7 protein-coding genes are annotated in these 15,447 nt (G+C 72.4%); 3 read left to right on the forward strand and 4 right to left on the reverse strand.

Annotation, left to right across the window (positions count from 1 at the left end; genetic code table 11):
- Positions 1-52: 52 nt before the first annotated feature.
- The 4 genes from F7R91_RS10925 to F7R91_RS10940 all read right to left on the reverse strand — a co-directional run bounded on the left by F7R91_RS10925 (position 53) and on the right by F7R91_RS10940 (position 9,085).
- Positions 53-1,456, reverse strand: coding sequence for a dipeptidase (locus tag F7R91_RS10925; protein ID WP_150947057.1), 1,404 nt, complete (start codon positions 1,454-1,456; stop codon positions 53-55).
- 10 nt (positions 1,457-1,466) lie between these two features.
- Positions 1,467-4,979 (reverse strand): ATP-dependent helicase, encoded by a 3,513-nt coding sequence (locus F7R91_RS10930; RefSeq protein ID WP_150947059.1) that lies wholly within the window; start codon positions 4,977-4,979, stop codon positions 1,467-1,469.
- 105 nt (positions 4,980-5,084) lie between these two features.
- Positions 5,085-8,441, reverse strand: a complete 3,357-nt coding sequence (locus tag F7R91_RS10935) for an ATP-dependent helicase (RefSeq protein WP_150947061.1) — start codon at positions 8,439-8,441, stop codon at positions 5,085-5,087.
- Between the two features lie 257 nt (positions 8,442-8,698).
- Positions 8,699-9,085: an MGMT family protein gene (locus F7R91_RS10940; RefSeq protein WP_150947063.1), complete on the reverse strand. Its 387-nt coding sequence runs from the start codon at positions 9,083-9,085 to the stop codon at positions 8,699-8,701.
- A 185-nt stretch (positions 9,086-9,270) separates the two neighbouring features.
- On the opposite strand from F7R91_RS10940, the gene F7R91_RS10945 reads away from it, so the two are divergent.
- From F7R91_RS10945 to F7R91_RS10955, 3 genes are all read left to right on the forward strand, one after another.
- Positions 9,271-12,072: a lysylphosphatidylglycerol synthase transmembrane domain-containing protein gene (locus F7R91_RS10945; protein WP_191971432.1), complete on the forward strand. Its 2,802-nt coding sequence runs from the start codon at positions 9,271-9,273 to the stop codon at positions 12,070-12,072.
- Between the two features lie 76 nt (positions 12,073-12,148).
- The gene (locus F7R91_RS10950) at positions 12,149-13,693 is read left to right on the forward strand and encodes an alpha/beta hydrolase (protein ID WP_150947067.1); all 1,545 of its coding nucleotides are present in this window, start codon (positions 12,149-12,151) and stop codon (positions 13,691-13,693) included.
- A 148-nt stretch (positions 13,694-13,841) separates the two neighbouring features.
- The gene (locus F7R91_RS10955) at positions 13,842-15,392 is read left to right on the forward strand and encodes an alpha/beta hydrolase (RefSeq protein WP_150947069.1); all 1,551 of its coding nucleotides are present in this window, start codon (positions 13,842-13,844) and stop codon (positions 15,390-15,392) included.
- Positions 15,393-15,447: the final 55 nt, after the last annotated feature.

Below are 15,447 nucleotides of genomic sequence, written 5' to 3' on the forward strand. Positions count from 1 at the left end.
GCCCTCCCCAGTGTGCCCCGCGCGCGATGCCGGTCCGGAGGGTACGGGAGGCTCAGGGCGCATGGCGCCAGTTCTCCGCAAGGTCGCCCCAGAGGTAGGCGGTGGTCTCGACTCCCTTGAGGAGCAGTTCGAGCTCGACCTTCTCGTTCGGCGCGTGCCAGCCGTCGGAGGGGACGGAGATGCCCAGGAAGAGCACGGGTGCGCCGAGGACCTCCTGGAGGTCCGCCGCGGGTCCAGAGCCGCCCTCGCGTGTGAAGCGGACGGGTTTCCCGAAGGCGCGCCCCATGGAGCGGACGACGGACTGCAGGGCCGGGTGGTCCAGTGGCGTCAGGCACGGGCGCGTGGCCGGGGCGAATGTGATCTCGTGCCGGATTCCGGCGGGCACCTGGTCCGCGGCCCAGGCACGGACGGCCTGTTCGATGTGGTCGGGGTCCTGGCCGGCGACGAGCCGGAAGGAGAGCTTCACCATGGCGGAGGACGGGATGATCGTCTTGCTGCCGGGGCCCTGGTAGCCGCCGCCGATGCCGTTGACCTCGGCGGTCGGTCGCGCCCAGATGCGCTCCAGGGTGGTGTGTCCCGCCTCCCCGAGGGCGGCGTACGACTTGGCCGTGCGCAGCCATCGCTGCTCGTCGAAGGGCAGCTCCGCGAAGAGTTCCCGTTCGCGGTCGGTGAGCTCGACGACGCCGTCGTAGAAGCCGGGGACCGCCACGCGCGCGTGTTCGTCGTGCAGGGCGGCGACGAGGCGGGCGGCGGCCGTGGCCGGATTGGGTACGGCGCCGCCGAAGGAGCCGGAGTGGATGTCCTGGTCCGGGCCGTGCAGCCGGATCTCGCATTCGGCGAGGCCGCGCATACCGGTGCACACGGTGGGGGTGTCCTCCGACCACATGCCGGTGTCGGAGACGATCACGGCGTCGGCGGCGAGCCGGGCGGCGTGCTCCTCGACGATCGCCCGGAAGTGCGGGGAGCCGGACTCCTCCTCGCCCTCGATCAGCAGCTTGAGGTTCACGGCCGGAGTGGTGCGGCCGGTGGCGGCGAGATGGGCGCGGACGCCGAGGGTGTGGAAGAACACCTGCCCCTTGTCGTCGGCCGCCCCGCGCGCGTAGAGGCGGTTGTCGCGGACGACCGGCTCGAAGGGGTCGCTGTCCCAGCCGTCCTCGCGGGCCGCGGGCTGCACGTCGTGATGGCCGTAGACAAGGACGGTGGGTGCGCCGGGCTCCTCGGAGGGCCACTCGGCGAAGACCGCGGGCGCGCCCGCGGTCTGCCAGACCTCGGCCGTGGGGAAGCCGGTCTCCTTGAGCCGGGTGGCGAGCCAGTCGGCGCTGCGGCGTACATCGTGCGCGTGGTCGGGCTGGGCCGACACGGACGGGATGCGCAGCCAGTCGGCGAGGTCGCCGAGGAAAGCAACGCGGTGCTGCTCGATGTACGTACGGACGGCGCTGTCCGGGGTCCGGCTCATGGTCACGAGCCTATCGGCCCGCACCGACATCCTGATTGGGCGGTTCGTCACACGACGGCTCCTCCAGCAGCAGTCGTTCCAGCGCGGCCCGGTCGGGCAGATTCCGGGGCCGGACGACCTCGCCGCCGCGCACGTACACGAACGCGGCCGTGACCGAGTCCAGGGGGACGCCCTGCTGCTCGGCCCAGGCGAGCCGGTACAGGGCGAGCTGGAGCGGGTCGGCGGTGCCGGTGCGGCCGGTCTTCCAGTCGACGATCTCGTACGTCGCTCCGTCGCCGTCACCTTCTCTGTACACGGCGTCGATACGGCCCCGTACGACGCGGCCTGCGATGTCGAGCTGGAAGGGGGTCTCGACGCGGTACGGCGTGCGGTGGGCGTACTCAGTGCGCTCGAAGGCGTCCTTGAGGGCTTCCAGATCGCGTTCGTCGGCGATCTCGGCCTCGCTGCCGGGCAGTTCCTCCGGCTCCAGCATGGGCAGGGTCAGCTCTTCGAAGCGGGCCTCGACCCAGGCGTGGAAGCGGGTGCCGCGGCGCGCGGCGGGCTGCGGCGGACGGGGCATGGGGCGGGCCAGCTCCTGCGCGAAGGCGTCCGGGTCGGCGGCCAGGCGGAGCAGCTGGGACGCGGTCAGCGTCGCCGGCAGAGGTACGTCCGTGACGCTCTGCCGCGCGCGCAGAAGCTCGCCGGTGAGGGCGTCGAGGTCGCGGTCCCAGGAAGCGATGGTGCGGGCCTCCTCCGGGGTGAGGGACTCCGGATGTGACGCCTGGTGCAGGACCGTGGGGCGGATGGGGCGGACGGAGCGAGTGGGGCGATCGGTGGTCCAGGTGTCCCAGTCGGCGGGGTCCGCGGGGGCTACGGGGTCTGCGGGGGCGTCCTCCGCGAAGGCATCCGCCTCGCTGTGAAGGGCTTCGTCGTAGAGGTCGTCGTCGTAGGGCGCCTCGTCGTCCTCCGGTGGCGGGGGCCAGTCAGGGTCGTCGTATGTGTCCGGGTCGTGAGCGGCCGCGGGGTGGCCGTCGGTGTGGGAGGCGAGGTTCTCCAGGTGGGCGAGGACGGTCTCGGCGGCGGCCCGCCGGCGGGCCAGGGCCGCGTCGTCCAGCGGCAGGGGCCACACCTGGTCGGCGGTCTCCCGGTGCAGGGCAGGGTTCTGCTCGTCCTCGGCAGGCACGTCGGCCCAGACCTCGATCTCGCCGTGGCCGGCCACGCAGTGGTCGTGGAGGGTCTGAAGGAAGTCGGACGGTCCACGGGGCTTCTTCTGGGTGGGGCCCCACCAGTGGCCCGAACCGAGGAGCAGGGAACGGGGGCGGGTGAAGGTGACGTAGCCGAGGCGGAGCTCCTCGGTGTGCTGGTGCTCCTTCATCGCCTGGTGGAAGGCCTTCAGACCGCGTGCGTCCCAGGACGCCACGTCGGGCAGCGTGTCGGCGTCGCCACGCAGCTCGTGCGGCAGCACCTTGCCCTGGAAGGTCCACTTCTCGCGCCCCTGGGTGCTCGGGAACGTGCCCGTGACCAGGCCGGGGACGGCCACGACGTCCCACTCCAGGCCCTTGGACTTGTGCGCGGTGAGCACCTTCACGGTGTTCTCGCCACCGGGGAGGGCGTTGTCGAGGCCCTTCTCGTACTGGGCGGCGGTGCGCAGGAAGCCGAGGAAGGCCAGCAGGGTCGCCTCGCCGTCGCCCGCGGCGAACGCCGCCGCGATGTCCAGGAAGTTCGACAGGGTCTCGCGGCGCCGGGCCGCCAGGGCGTGCGGGGACGCGGACAACTCCACTTCCAGGCCGGTGACGGCCAGGACGCGGTGCAGGACGTCCATCAGCGGGTCGGCGAGCGAGCGGCGCAGGTCGCGCAGTTCGGCGGCCAGGCGGGCGAACCGTACGCGCGCGTCCGGCGAGAAGGGCAGCCCGTCGTCGCCTTCTTCGCCGTCGAGCGGTGTCTCCAGGAAGGTGTCGAGGGCGTCGGCCAGCGAGATCACCTCGGACGGGTCGACCCCCTCGACGGCCTCGGCGAGCCTGCGGTCCGGGTCTTCGGCGGCGCCCACGCGCGCGTGGGACACGAGAAGCCGGGCGCGGCGCCCCAGCAGGGCGAGGTCGCGCGGGCCGATGCGCCAGCGGGGGCCGGTCAGCAGACGGACCAGGGAGGCGTTGGCGCCCGGGTCCTGGAGGACCTCGCAGACGGCGACGAGGTCGGCCACCTCCGGCAGGTGCAGCAGTCCGGACAGGCCTACGACCTCGACGGGGACGTCCCGTGCGACGAGCGCGCCCTGGATCTCCGCGAAGTCGGTCGCCGTACGGCACAGGACGGCGATCTCGCCGGGCGCCTTGCCGGTGTTCACGAGGTGGGCGATGGAGTCGGCGATCCAGTCGATCTCCTCGGCGTGCGTGGGCAGCAGGGCGCAGCGCACCGTGCCGTCGCGTTCGGCGCCGGGGGCGGGGCGGAGTGCCTCCACGCCCGCGTGCAGGGCGCGCAGCGGCTCGGCCAGGCCGTTGGCCAGGTCGAGCAGGCGGCCGCCGCTGCGGCGGTTCTCGCTGAGCGCCTGGCGGGTGGCGGGCCGGCCGTCGCCGTGGGCGAAGTGCTCGGGGAAGTCGTCCAGGTTGGCGACGGAGGCGCCGCGCCAGCCGTAGATCGCCTGGCAGGGGTCGCCGACCGCGGTCACGGGGTGGCCCGTGCCGCCGCCGAACAAACCCGCCAGCAGGATGCGCTGGGCCACCGACGTGTCCTGGTACTCGTCGAGCAGCACCACCCGGAACTCGTCGCGCAGGATGCGGCCGACGTCGGAAATCGCCGCGAGCTGTGCCGAGAAGGCGATCTGGTCACCGAAGTCGAGCAGATCGCGCTCGCGCTTGGCGGCCCTGTAGCGGGTGACGAGGTCGGCGAGTTCACGGCGCGCCGCGGCCGTCTCGGGAACCTTGCGCAGATCCGCGTTGGTGAGTCTGGTGCCGTCCAGGTCGCGCAGCAGGCCGGCGTCCCAGGCGCGCAGATCCTCGGGCGGTACGAGGTGTTCGGCGAGTTCGGCGTCGAGGGCGAGGAGGTCGCTGACCAAGTCGGCGAAGGAGCGGGTCAGGGACGGATACGGGCCGGGCGCCTCGCGCAGCACGCGTGCGGCGAGCTGGTAGCGGGTTGCGTCGGCGAGCAGCCGGGCCGTCGGCTCCAGCCCGATACGCAGGCCGTGGTCGGTCAGGAGGCGGCCCGCGAACGCGTGGTACGTGGAGATCACCGGCTCGCCCGGAGGGTCGTCCGGGTCGATGACGTCGGGATCGGTGACGCCCGCCTTGATCAGCGCCTTGCGGACGCGCTCGGCGAGCTCGCCGGCGGCCTTGTTGGTGAAGGTGAGGCCGAGCACCTGCTCGGGGGCGACCCGACCGGTGCCGACCAGCCAGACCACGCGTGCCGCCATCACCGTCGTCTTGCCCGAGCCGGCTCCGGCCACGATCACCTGCGGGGCGGGCGGCGCGGTGATGCAGGCCGTCTGCTCCGGGGTGAACGGGATGCCGAGGAGCTCCTTGAGCTGATCGGGATCAGTGATACGGGCGGCCATGTCGCAGAGGCTAGCGGCGGCCACTGACAGTGGATGCCCGATCGATCTCAGGGTGTGAAGAAGCGCAGGTCAGCACAGGTGGTGCGACCCGTCACACCGGTGGTCTCACTCCACGACGTGGCGCCCCTCGGGCCGCGCGCTGCACGAGGCCCGGAACGCGCAGTGGGTGCAGTGCTGGCCGGCGCTCGGGGTGAACCGCTCGTCGAGGACCTTGCCCGCGGCCGTGGCCAGCAGATCGCCGACCCACTCGCCTTCCAGGGGCTCCTGGGCCTGCACCTTGGGCAGCGTGTCGCCGCCGTCCCTCTTCGCCGCTCCCTGGCGCAGCTGCACGAGTTCGGCGCCGCCCGGTTCGGGGCGGACGCCGTCGAAGGCCTCGTCGACGGCGCCCTCGCGCACGGCGAGCTGGTAGACGGCGAGCTGTGGGTGGTGCTCCACCTCTGCGGCGCTGGGCGCCTGTTTGCCGGTCTTGAAGTCGACGACGTAGGCGCGGCCCTCCCCGTCGGCCTCGACGCGGTCCATCTGGCCGCGGATGCGCACCTCGTAGTCGCCCGCTTCGAGGGTGACGTCGAAGTCGTGCTCGCTGGCCACCGGCGTGCGCCCGGTGCGGTCCATCACATGCCACTTCAGGAACCGTTCGAGCGCCACGCGCGCGTTCTCCTTCTCCTGCGCCGACTTCCACGGCGCGTCGAAGGCAAGCGCGTTCCACACGGAGTCCAAGCGCTCCATGAGGACGGCGAGGTCGGCCGGGGTGTGTCCGGAGGCGACCTCGTCGGCGAGTACGTGCACGACGTTCCCGAAGCCCTGAGCGGCCGTCGCGGGTGCGTCGGCCTTGACCTCGCGGCCCAGGAACCACCGGAGGGTGCAGGTGTTGGCGAGCTGGTCGAGTGCACTGCCGGACAGCACCACGGGCTGGTCGCGGTTGCGCAGCGGCACCTTGCTCTCGGTCGGCTCGAACATGCCCCACCAGCGGTAGGGGTGGGCGGACGGGACGAGCGGGCGGCCGTCCTCGTCGGCGAGTGCGGCGAGCCGGGCCAGTCGGCGGGCGGCTGCCTCCCTGAGAGTGCCGGACACGCGCGGGTCGACCGTCGTGGCCCGCAGCTCGGCGACGAGCGCCGCGACGGACAGCGGGCGGCGCGGGCGGCCCGTGACGTCCCGGGGCTCGACACCGAGTTCGGCCAGGAAGCGGGAGGGCTGGTCGCCGTCGTCCGCGGGCGCCTTGACCGCGGTGACGACGAGGCGTTCACGCGCGCGTGTGGCGGCCACGTAGAACAGCCGGCGCTCCTCGGCGAGGAGCGCGCCCGGGGTGAGCGGCGCGGCGAGTCCGTCGCGGCCGATGCGGTCGGCCTCCAGGAGCGAGCCGCGGCGCCGCATGTCCGGCCACAGGCCCTCCTGGACGCCCGCGACGACGACCAGACGCCATTCCAGTCCCTTGGAGCGATGCGCGGTCATCAGGCGGACGGCGTCGGGGCGTACCGCGCGCCGTGTGAGGGTGTCGGCGGCGATGTCCTCGGCGTCGATCTCCTCCAGGAAGTTCAGGGCGCCGCGGCCGCCGGTGCGTTCCTCCGCGCGGGCCGCGGTCGCGAACAGCGCGCACACGGCGTCCAGGTCCCGGTGGGCGTTGCGTCCGGCCGCGCCGCCGCGCCGGGCGGACCGCTCCAGGCGGGCGGGCCACGGCGTGCCCTCCCACAGGTCCCAGAGCGCCTCCTCGGCGGTGCCGCCGCCCGCCAGGCGCTCGCGGGCCTTTCTGAGCAGCGCGCCGAGACGCTGGGCGCCACGCGCGTACGTGGGGTCGTGTGTGACCAGGCGCTCAGGCTCGGCCAGCGCCCGCGCGAGCAGTTCGTCGGAGGGCGGCGGCAGCGGGTTGCCCGCGGCCCGCTCCTCGTCACGCAGCGCACGGCCGAGGCGGCGCATGTCGGCGGCGTCCATGCCCGCGAGCGGGGAGGCGAGCAGGGTCAGGGCGGTTTCCGTGTCGAGCCATGCGGTGTCCGACGCCGGCTCGTCGGAGGCGGCCCCCGCCTGTTCCTCGGTGTGCGGGCCTTCGTCGTCGGGCCTCTCGGGGCGCCCCGCCGCCTCCGCGGTGGCCACCGCGCGCAGCGCCGTCAGTAGGGGTGTCACCGCCGGCTCGTGGCGCAGGGCCAGGTCGTCACCGTCGATGTCCAGCGGGACCCCGGCCGCGGTGAGGGCGCGGCGGACCGTCGGGATGGTGCGGGATCCGGCGCGCACCAGCACGGCCATCTCGCGCCAGGGGATGCCGTCCTCCAGGTGCGCCCGGCGCAGGATGTCGGCGATGTTGTCCAGCTCGGTGCCGGGTGTCGGGTACGTGTAGACCTCGACGCGGCCGCCGTCCCGGACCGGCGTGAGTTCCCGGTGGGCGCGCACCCTGTCGGCGGGAAGCCGGGTCAGCGGCATGCGCCGGGTCAGCAGCCGGGTGGCGGTCAGCAGTGCGGCCCCGGACCGCCGGGACGTCCGCAGGACCTCGACGGGCGCCGGGTGGCCGTCCGCGCGCGGGAAGGCGTGCGGGAAGTCCAGGATGCCGTTCACGTCGGCGCCCCGGAACGCGTAGATCGACTGGTCCGGGTCTCCGAAGGCGACGAGGGTGCGGCCGCCGCCGGCGAGGGCGTGCAGCAGCCGTACCTGTGCCGGGTCGGTGTCCTGGTACTCGTCGACGTAGACGGCGTCGTACTGCAGGGCGAGGTGCCGGGCGACCTCCGGCCGGTGGGCGAGGAGGACCGCGCGGTGGACGAGTTCGGCGTAGTCGAGCACGCCCTGCAGGTCGAGCACGTCGAGGTACTCGGCGAGGAAGGCGGCCGCGGCGCGCCAGTCGGGGCGGCCGATGCGGCGGGCGAACGCGTCCAGGGCGCCGGGGCCGAGACCCAGTTCGCGGCTGCGGGCGAGGACCGCGCGGACCTCGTCGGCAAAGCCGCGGGTGGTCAGGCAGGCGCGCAGTTCGTCCGGCCAGCGCACATGGGCGAGACCTAGCCGCTCCAGGTCGGGCTGGCCCGCCAGCAGCTCGCGGACGGTGACGTCCTGTTCGGGGCCGGACAGCAGCCGCAGCGGCTCCACGAACAGGTCGCTGTCCTGGTGGGCGCGGACCAGGGCGTAGCAGAACGAGTGGAACGTGGTCGCCTGGGGCGCGCGGGCCGCCCCGATGCGCAGCGCCATCCGGTCCCGCAGTTCGACGGCCGCCTTGCGGCTGAACGTCAGCACCAGGATCCGCGCGGGGTCCCCGCCGCGGGCGATTCGCGCCGCCACGGACTCCACGAGTGTGGTGGTCTTTCCGGTGCCCGGACCTGCGAGGACGAGGATTGGGCCGGTGTCGTGGACAACCACGGAGCGCTGTGCGGCGTCCAGACGAGGGGGATCCACGAGGGCCGGTGGGGTACGCACCAGTCGGTAGGCGCCACGGTTCCCCTGTCGCACCTGGAGGTGCGACAGACGCCTGGTGGAGGAAGAGGAGCTCACGTGGTTCGCCGGTCCTGGTGCTTGTGCTGTTGGGCGTACCGCCCTGCGTGCCGGGCGGTGATCGCGGGGTGAGGGGGACACGTGCAGCCGACGCTACGCCGACGGGCGAGGCGGAAGCAGGGCTTCCGATTCTTCCCTCCCGGCACTCGAGCCACTTGCGTCCCTCGCCCCACGAACGTACGGCATGCCGCGGTCGTGCCCCCATTCCCTCGTACGGGCCACAGGGTCCCCCCGGACCCGTCCGATGGCGGAAGCTGTCAGGTGTGACCCTCCGCGCGTTGGCCGCCGTCCCACCGGGCGCGCCTCATGTCGAGACGCGGCAGGTGACCCTCGGCGGCCCTGCTCGCCTCCCTCAGAGGCGTGCCCTCCGCGCGGTAGTGGGCGAGCGCCCCGAGTTCATGGCCCGGGAGCAGCACGCCGTCCGCTCGGACGACCCGCCACCACGGCACGGCTCCGCCGTAGAGGGCCATCACCCGGCCGACCTGGCGCGGGCCGCCCTCCGCCAGCCACTCGGCGACGTCGCCGTACGTCATGACGCGCCCCGGCGGAATCAGTTCGGCGACCTCGAGGACCTGCTCGGCGTACTCGGGCAGGGCATCCTCGTACTGGGGAGGGGTGTCCTCCGGAAGGCTCTCCTCGCTCATCCGCCCCATCCTGCCCCACCCCACCGACAATGTGATGTGCCCGCCACTGTGCGTATCCCTCGCCCCGGGGCGGCGCTTCGGGCAGACTGTGCGCCCCGCGTCTGCACCCTGATGCCCCCTTGTGTCGGTGGGGCATGCCACCATCGTGCGGGCGGTGACCGGTGATACGAGATCAAGAAGAGACGATGAAGCAGCAGGGTGTGCAGCCCGAGGGCGCAGAGAGCACCTCTGAGGCTTCGTCGCGCCCGGACGCCGCCGACACCGGCGAGACGCGCTCCGGCGCGGTCCAGGGCGACAAGGGCAGGCGCCGCGCGGGCGAGCCCGACGCGTCTCGGCCCGGCGCGGCCGATGCCGGGGCTCAGCCTCGCCCGGCCGACATGGACGAGGCGCCGAGCGACGAGGTCGAGGGCGACGAACCCCTGCTCCCCGCGCGCGTGCACCGCCCGTCCGACCTGATGCGGCTCCTGATCGGTGTGCTGGCGGTCGCCGTGCTGCTCGCGATCGCCGCGTTCGCACACGGCACCACCTCCGGCCTCGAACAGGACATCAACAAGGGCACCGGGCAGGCACCCGACCTGCTCATCAAGATCGCCGGTCTGGCCTCCAGCATCGCGATCCTCCTGGTCCCGGTCGCCTTCGCGATCGAGCGGCTGATCAAGCGGGACGGACTGCGCATCGCCGACGGCGTGCTCGCGGCGGTCCTCGCGCACGGAGTGACGCTCGCCACCGACCTGTGGGTCGCCAAGGCCGCCCCGGACTCGATCCAGGAGGCGCTCACCCAGCCCTCGCCCGGCGACGTCCACGCCCTCACCGATCCCGTGCACGGCTATCTGGCCCCGGTCATCGCCTATATGACGGCCGTCGGCATGTCGCGTCGGCCGCGCTGGCGCGCGGTGCTGTGGATGGTGCTGCTCCTCGACGCGTTCTCGATGCTCGTGACCGGCTACACGACCCCGTTCTCGATCATCCTGACGGTGCTCATCGGGTGGACCGTGGCCTACGGCACGCTGTACGCGGTCGGCTCCCCCAACGTCCGCCCCACCGGAAGGACCCTCATGGCGGGTCTGCGGACGGTCGGCTTCCGTCCGGTCAGCACGGCCCGGGAGGAGATGTCGGACACGTCGGAGACCGGCGACCGCGGCCGCCGCTACTTCGTCACCCTGGAGGACGGGCCGCCGCTGGATGTGACGGTGGTCGACCGGGAACAGCAGGCACAGGGCTTCTTCTACCGCGCGTGGCGCAATCTGACCCTGCGCGGCTTCGCGACCCGCAGCAGCCTGCAGTCGCTGCGCCAGGCCCTGGAACAGGAAGCCCTGCTCGCATACGCGGCCATCGCGGCCGGCGCCAACGCCCCCAAGCTGATCGCGACGTCCGAACTGGGCCCCGACGCGGTCATGCTCGTCTACGAGCACACCGGCGGGCACACCCTCGACTCGCTGCCCGACGAGGAGATCACCGACGACCTGCTGCGCGACACGTGGCACCAGGTACGAGCGCTGCACTCACGTCGCATCGCGCACCGCCGGCTGGTGGGGGACGCGATCCTGGTGGATCGTTCCGGCAAGGTGATCCTCACGGACCTGCGGATCGGCGAGATCGCGGCCGGTGACCTGCTGTTGCGCATGGACGTCTCCCAGCTGCTGACGACCCTGGGCCTGCGCGTGGGCGCCGAGCGGGCGGTGGCCTCGGCCGTGAGCGTCATGGGCCCGGACACGGTGGCCGACTGTCTGCCGATGCTGCAGCCCATCGCGCTCAGCCGCTCCACGCGCGCGACGCTGCGGAAACTGGCCCGGGAGCGGGCCCAGCGCGAGCGCGAGGCGGTGCTGGAGGCGTCCCGGCAGGCCAAGCAGGCCCGTCTGGAGGCGGGCGAGGACAGCGCCGGACCCGTCGTTCTGGAAAAGCCCGACAAGAAGGCCGTACGGGCGGAGCAGCGGGCCGAGAAGCGGGCCATCGACGAGGCCGTGGAGGATGCCCGCGAGGACGATCTGCTCACCCAGATCCGCCACCAGGTGCTGCTGATCAGGCCCCAGGCGCCGGTCGAGCCGGCCCGCCTGGAGCGGGTGCGGCCGCGCACGCTGATCAGTTTCATCGCCGGCGCCATCGGTGCCTACTTCCTGCTGACGCAGCTCACCCACATCGAGTTCGGGCCGCTCGTGGCCAACGCCGAATGGGGCTGGGTGCTCGCGGCCGGGCTGTTCTCGGCGCTCAGCTACCTCGCCGCGGCCATGGCCCTGCTGGGGTTCGTGCCGGAGCGGGTGCCGTTCCTGCGGACGGTGGCGGCACAGGTCGCCGGGTCCTTCGTGAAGATCGTCGCCCCGGCCGCGGTGGGCGGTGTCGCCCTCAACACGCGCTTCCTCCAGCGCTCCGGCGTGCGCCCCGGGCTCGCTGTGGCGAGCGTCGGCGCCTCGCAGCTGTTCGGTCTCGGCTGCCACATCCTGATGCTGCTGTCCTTCGGCTATCTGACCGGGACCGAGAAGACACCGTCGCTGTCGCCCTCCCGCACGGTCATCGCCGGTCTGCTCACGGTGGCGGTGTTCGTCCTCGTGGTGACCTCGGTGCCGTTCCTGCGCAAGTTCGTGGTCACGCGCGTGAGGTCGCTGTTCGCGGGCGTCGTACCGCGCATGCTCGACGTGCTCCAGCGGCCGCAGAAGCTGGTGACCGGGATCGGCGGCATGCTGCTGCTGACCGCCTGCTTCGTCATGTGCCTGGACGCCTCGATCCGGGCCTTCGGCGACGAAACGACCTCCATCAGCATCGCCAGCGTCGCGGTCGTCTTCCTCGCCGGCAACGCGCTCGGATCGGCGGCCCCGACCCCGGGCGGCGTGGGCGCGGTGGAGGCGACCCTGACCGTCGGTCTGATCGCCGTCGGCCTCCCCAAGGAGGTCGCCGCCCCGGCTGTGCTGCTGTTCCGGCTGCTGACGCTGTGGCTGCCGGTGCTGCCGGGCTGGCTCGCGTTCAACCATCTGACACGCAAGGGCGCGCTGTAGTACGACGCCGTCGGCGGCGTACCTCGTACGGCTCGCGCCCCGCGCGGCCCCGCGCGCGCGACCGCAGGATGGGTTCATGCCGAACCCTCCCCGGCTGCGCGCCGCCGCCCTGACCGCGACCGCTCTCCTGCTGGCCTGCGTGCTGACGGGTTGCGGCGACGACTCCGAGGACGAGGATCTGACGGCCCAGAAGCTCAGCTGGAAGGACTGCCCGGCCCCGTCAGCGGCCGAGGGCGGCGGCAACCCGCCGTCGCCCCTGCCGGACGGCGACCCGTGGCAGTGCGCCACCATGAAGGCGCCTCTGGACTGGGACGAGCCCAAGGGTGACACCATCGGCCTCGCCCTGATCCGGGCGGGGACGAGCGGCCCCGCGGGCGAGCGCATCGGCTCGCTCATCTTCAACTTCGGCGGCCCCGGCGGTTCGGGCGTCACCACGCTGCCCGCCTTCGGTGCGGACTACGCGAGACTGCGCACCCGCTACGACCTGGTGAGCTTCGACCCACGCGGCGTCGGCCGCAGCGCCCCGGTGGAGTGCGAGGACGACCAGCAGCTCGACATCCGCTTCCAGCAGGACGCCACGCCCGACGACGCCACCGAACGCACCGAGTACCTGGACAGCACAAAGGAGTTCAACGGGGCCTGCGAGAAGAACTCCGAGAAGGTGCTGCCGCATGTGCGCACCACGGACGCGGCCCGCGACATGGACCTCATGCGCCAGGTCCTCGGCGACGCCAAGCTCCACTACTTCGGCATCTCCTACGGCACCGAACTCGGCGGTGTCTACGCCCATCTGTTCCCGAAGAACGTGGGCCGTGCCGTCTTCGACGCGGTCGTCGACCCCACGCAGAACCCCGAACAGGGCTCGCTCGGCCAGGCCAGGGGCTTCCAGCGCGCACTCGACAACTTCGCCGCGGACTGCACCTCGCAGGTCGAGGACTGCCCGGTCGGCGACACCGCCCAGGACGTCAAGGACCGCATCGCCACACTGCTGAGGGACCTCGACCGCAAGCCGATCCCCGGAATCTTCCCCCGGCAGCTGACCCAGACCGCCGCGACCAACGGCATCGCCCAGGCGCTGTACTCCAAGGACTTCTGGCCCTACCTCACCGAGGGCCTGGAGCAGGCGTACAACGGTGACGGCAGGGTCCTGATGGCGCTGTCCGACGCGATGAACGGGCGCAACGAGAACGGGGAGTACAGCAACCTCGTCCCCGCCAACATCGCCATCAACTGCGCCGACGACAAGCCGCGGTACACCGTCGGCTACGTGGAGCGGAAGCTGCCCGAGTTCCGGGCCGCCTCCCCCGTGTTCGGCGACTTCCTGGCCTGGGGCATGGTCAGCTGCACCGACTGGGCCGTGCCGGGCGCCGGCGACCATCCCGACGTGAGCGCGCCCGGGTCCGCACCGATCCTCGTCGTGGGGAACACGGGCGATCCGGCCACGCCGTACGAGGGTACGCGGAAGATGGTGGACGCGCTGGGCGAGGGTGTCGGCGTCGAGCTGACGTACCGCGGGCAGGGGCACGGGGCGTACGACAGCGGAAACCGGTGCGTGCAGGACGCGGTGAACGGCTACCTGCTGGACGGGAAGGTGCCGCCCGCCCGGACCGTCTGCTCCTGAGCCCGAGCTCCCGCCGCTGCACCGGAACCCCGGGAAAGGAGCTGGTCAGAGCGTTATCCACAGGCTTCGGCAGGGTTCGGGTGATCCGCCTACTATGGCCTGACAGCCATCCGCGGCACGAAGCGGACGGCCTGCGAGGGGGAATGGAATGACGCGAATCGCAAGGTGGACGGCTCTGGCGGCCGCCGCCGCTCTGCTGGTGGGGGGCTGCAGCGGCGGCTCGTCCGGAGACGACGGCAAGAACGGCGACGAGACGAGCAGAAGCAGTCCGTCGGCCGGCACGTCCGGGGCGGCGGCGCCGCTCCCCTCCTCGCTGACTTCGCAGAAGCTCGACTGGGGACGCTGCAAGGCCACCGCGGACTCCCCCGCACCGGGCAGCGACTGGCAGTGCGCGACGCTCAAGGTGCCGCTGGACTGGTCGAAGCCTGACGGCGAGACGATCGGCCTCGCGATGATCCGCGCCAAGGCCCGGGGCGACAAGCGCATCGGCTCGCTGCTGTTCAACTTCGGCGGGCCGGGCGGCTCGGGCGTGGACTTCATGCCGTCGTACGCCCCCACCGTCTCCCTGCTGCGCGAGCGGTACGACCTGGTGAGCTGGGATCCGCGGGGGGTCGCGGCCAGCGAGGGCGTGCGCTGCCGCGGTGACAAGGAGATCCAGGCCGCCGAATCGGTGGACGCCACACCGGACACCCCGGCGGAGGAGCAGGCCTACTTCGAGGACGCCACCGACTTCGGCAAGGGCTGCGAGAAGGACGCGGGCAAGCTGCTGGCCCACGTCTCCACCACCGACACCGCCCGCGACATGGACCTGATGCGCCAGGTTCTCGGCGACACCAAGATGCACTACTTCGGCATCTCCTACGGCACCGAACTCGGCGGCGTGTACGCCCACCTGTTCCCGAAGAGAGTGGGACGGCTGATCCTCGACGCGGTCGTCGACCCCGGCGCCGACACCGTGGGCCATGCCGAGAACCAGGCCAGAGGCTTCCAGCGCGCGCTGAACGACTACCTGAAGTCCACCGGACAGGACCCCGAACAGGGCACGCGGAAGATCGCGGACCTGCTGAAGCGGATCGACGCCGACCCGCTGCCCACGTCGTCGGGGCGGAGGCTGACCCAGACGCTCGCGGTCACCGGTATCGTCCTCCCGCTGTACAGCAAGGCCAGCTGGCCCACCCTGACCAGCGCACTGGCCTCGGCGGAGGACGGCGACGGCTCCGAACTGCTGGCGCTCGCCGACGGCTACAACGAGCGGGACGCGTCGGGGCACTACGGCACGACCACCCACTCGCAACGGGTCATATCGTGCCTGGACGACAGCCAGCGGCCGACCCTCGCCGAAACGAAGAAGCGGCTGCCCGAATTCGACAGGATCTCACCGGTGTTCGGGGCCTTCCTCGGCTGGGACACGGCCGGCTGGTGCCACGACTGGCCGGTGGCCGGGCAGCACGACACTCCGGCGGTGAGTGCGCCGGGCGCGGCACCGGTCCTGGTGGTCGGCAACACGGGCGACCCTGCCACGCCCTACGAGGGTGCGCGGAGAATGGCCGACGAGCTGGGCAAGGGCGTCGGTGTGGTGCTCACCTGGAAGGGCGAGGGCCATGGTGCGTACGGCAGCGGGAGTGACTGCGTCGACTCCACCGTGGACGCGTATCTGCTGAACGGCACGGTGCCGAAGGACGGCAAGATCTGCTCATGACGACGGGCGGGGGCTTCGCGCACCGTCGTCCAGCAGAACGGACGCATAGAAGTGC

The sequence above is a fragment of the Streptomyces luteolifulvus genome (assembly GCF_008806595.1).
GTDB lineage: Bacteria > Actinomycetota > Actinomycetes > Streptomycetales > Streptomycetaceae > Streptomyces > Streptomyces luteolifulvus.

Excerpts from the sequence above, each read along its gene's own strand:
- F7R91_RS10955 (WP_150947069.1), top strand. The coding sequence starts at position 13,842 with ATGACGCGAATCGCAAGGTGGACGGCTCTGGCGGCCGCCGCCGCTCTG.
- F7R91_RS10930 (WP_150947059.1), bottom strand. The coding sequence starts at position 4,979 with ATGGCCGCCCGTATCACTGATCCCGATCAGCTCAAGGAGCTCCTCGGC.
- F7R91_RS10945 (WP_191971432.1), top strand. The coding sequence starts at position 9,271 with ATGAAGCAGCAGGGTGTGCAGCCCGAGGGCGCAGAGAGCACCTCTGAG.
- F7R91_RS10950 (WP_150947067.1), top strand. The coding sequence starts at position 12,149 with ATGCCGAACCCTCCCCGGCTGCGCGCCGCCGCCCTGACCGCGACCGCT.
- F7R91_RS10940 (WP_150947063.1), bottom strand. The coding sequence starts at position 9,085 with ATGAGCGAGGAGAGCCTTCCGGAGGACACCCCTCCCCAGTACGAGGAT.
- F7R91_RS10925 (WP_150947057.1), bottom strand. The coding sequence starts at position 1,456 with ATGAGCCGGACCCCGGACAGCGCCGTCCGTACGTACATCGAGCAGCAC.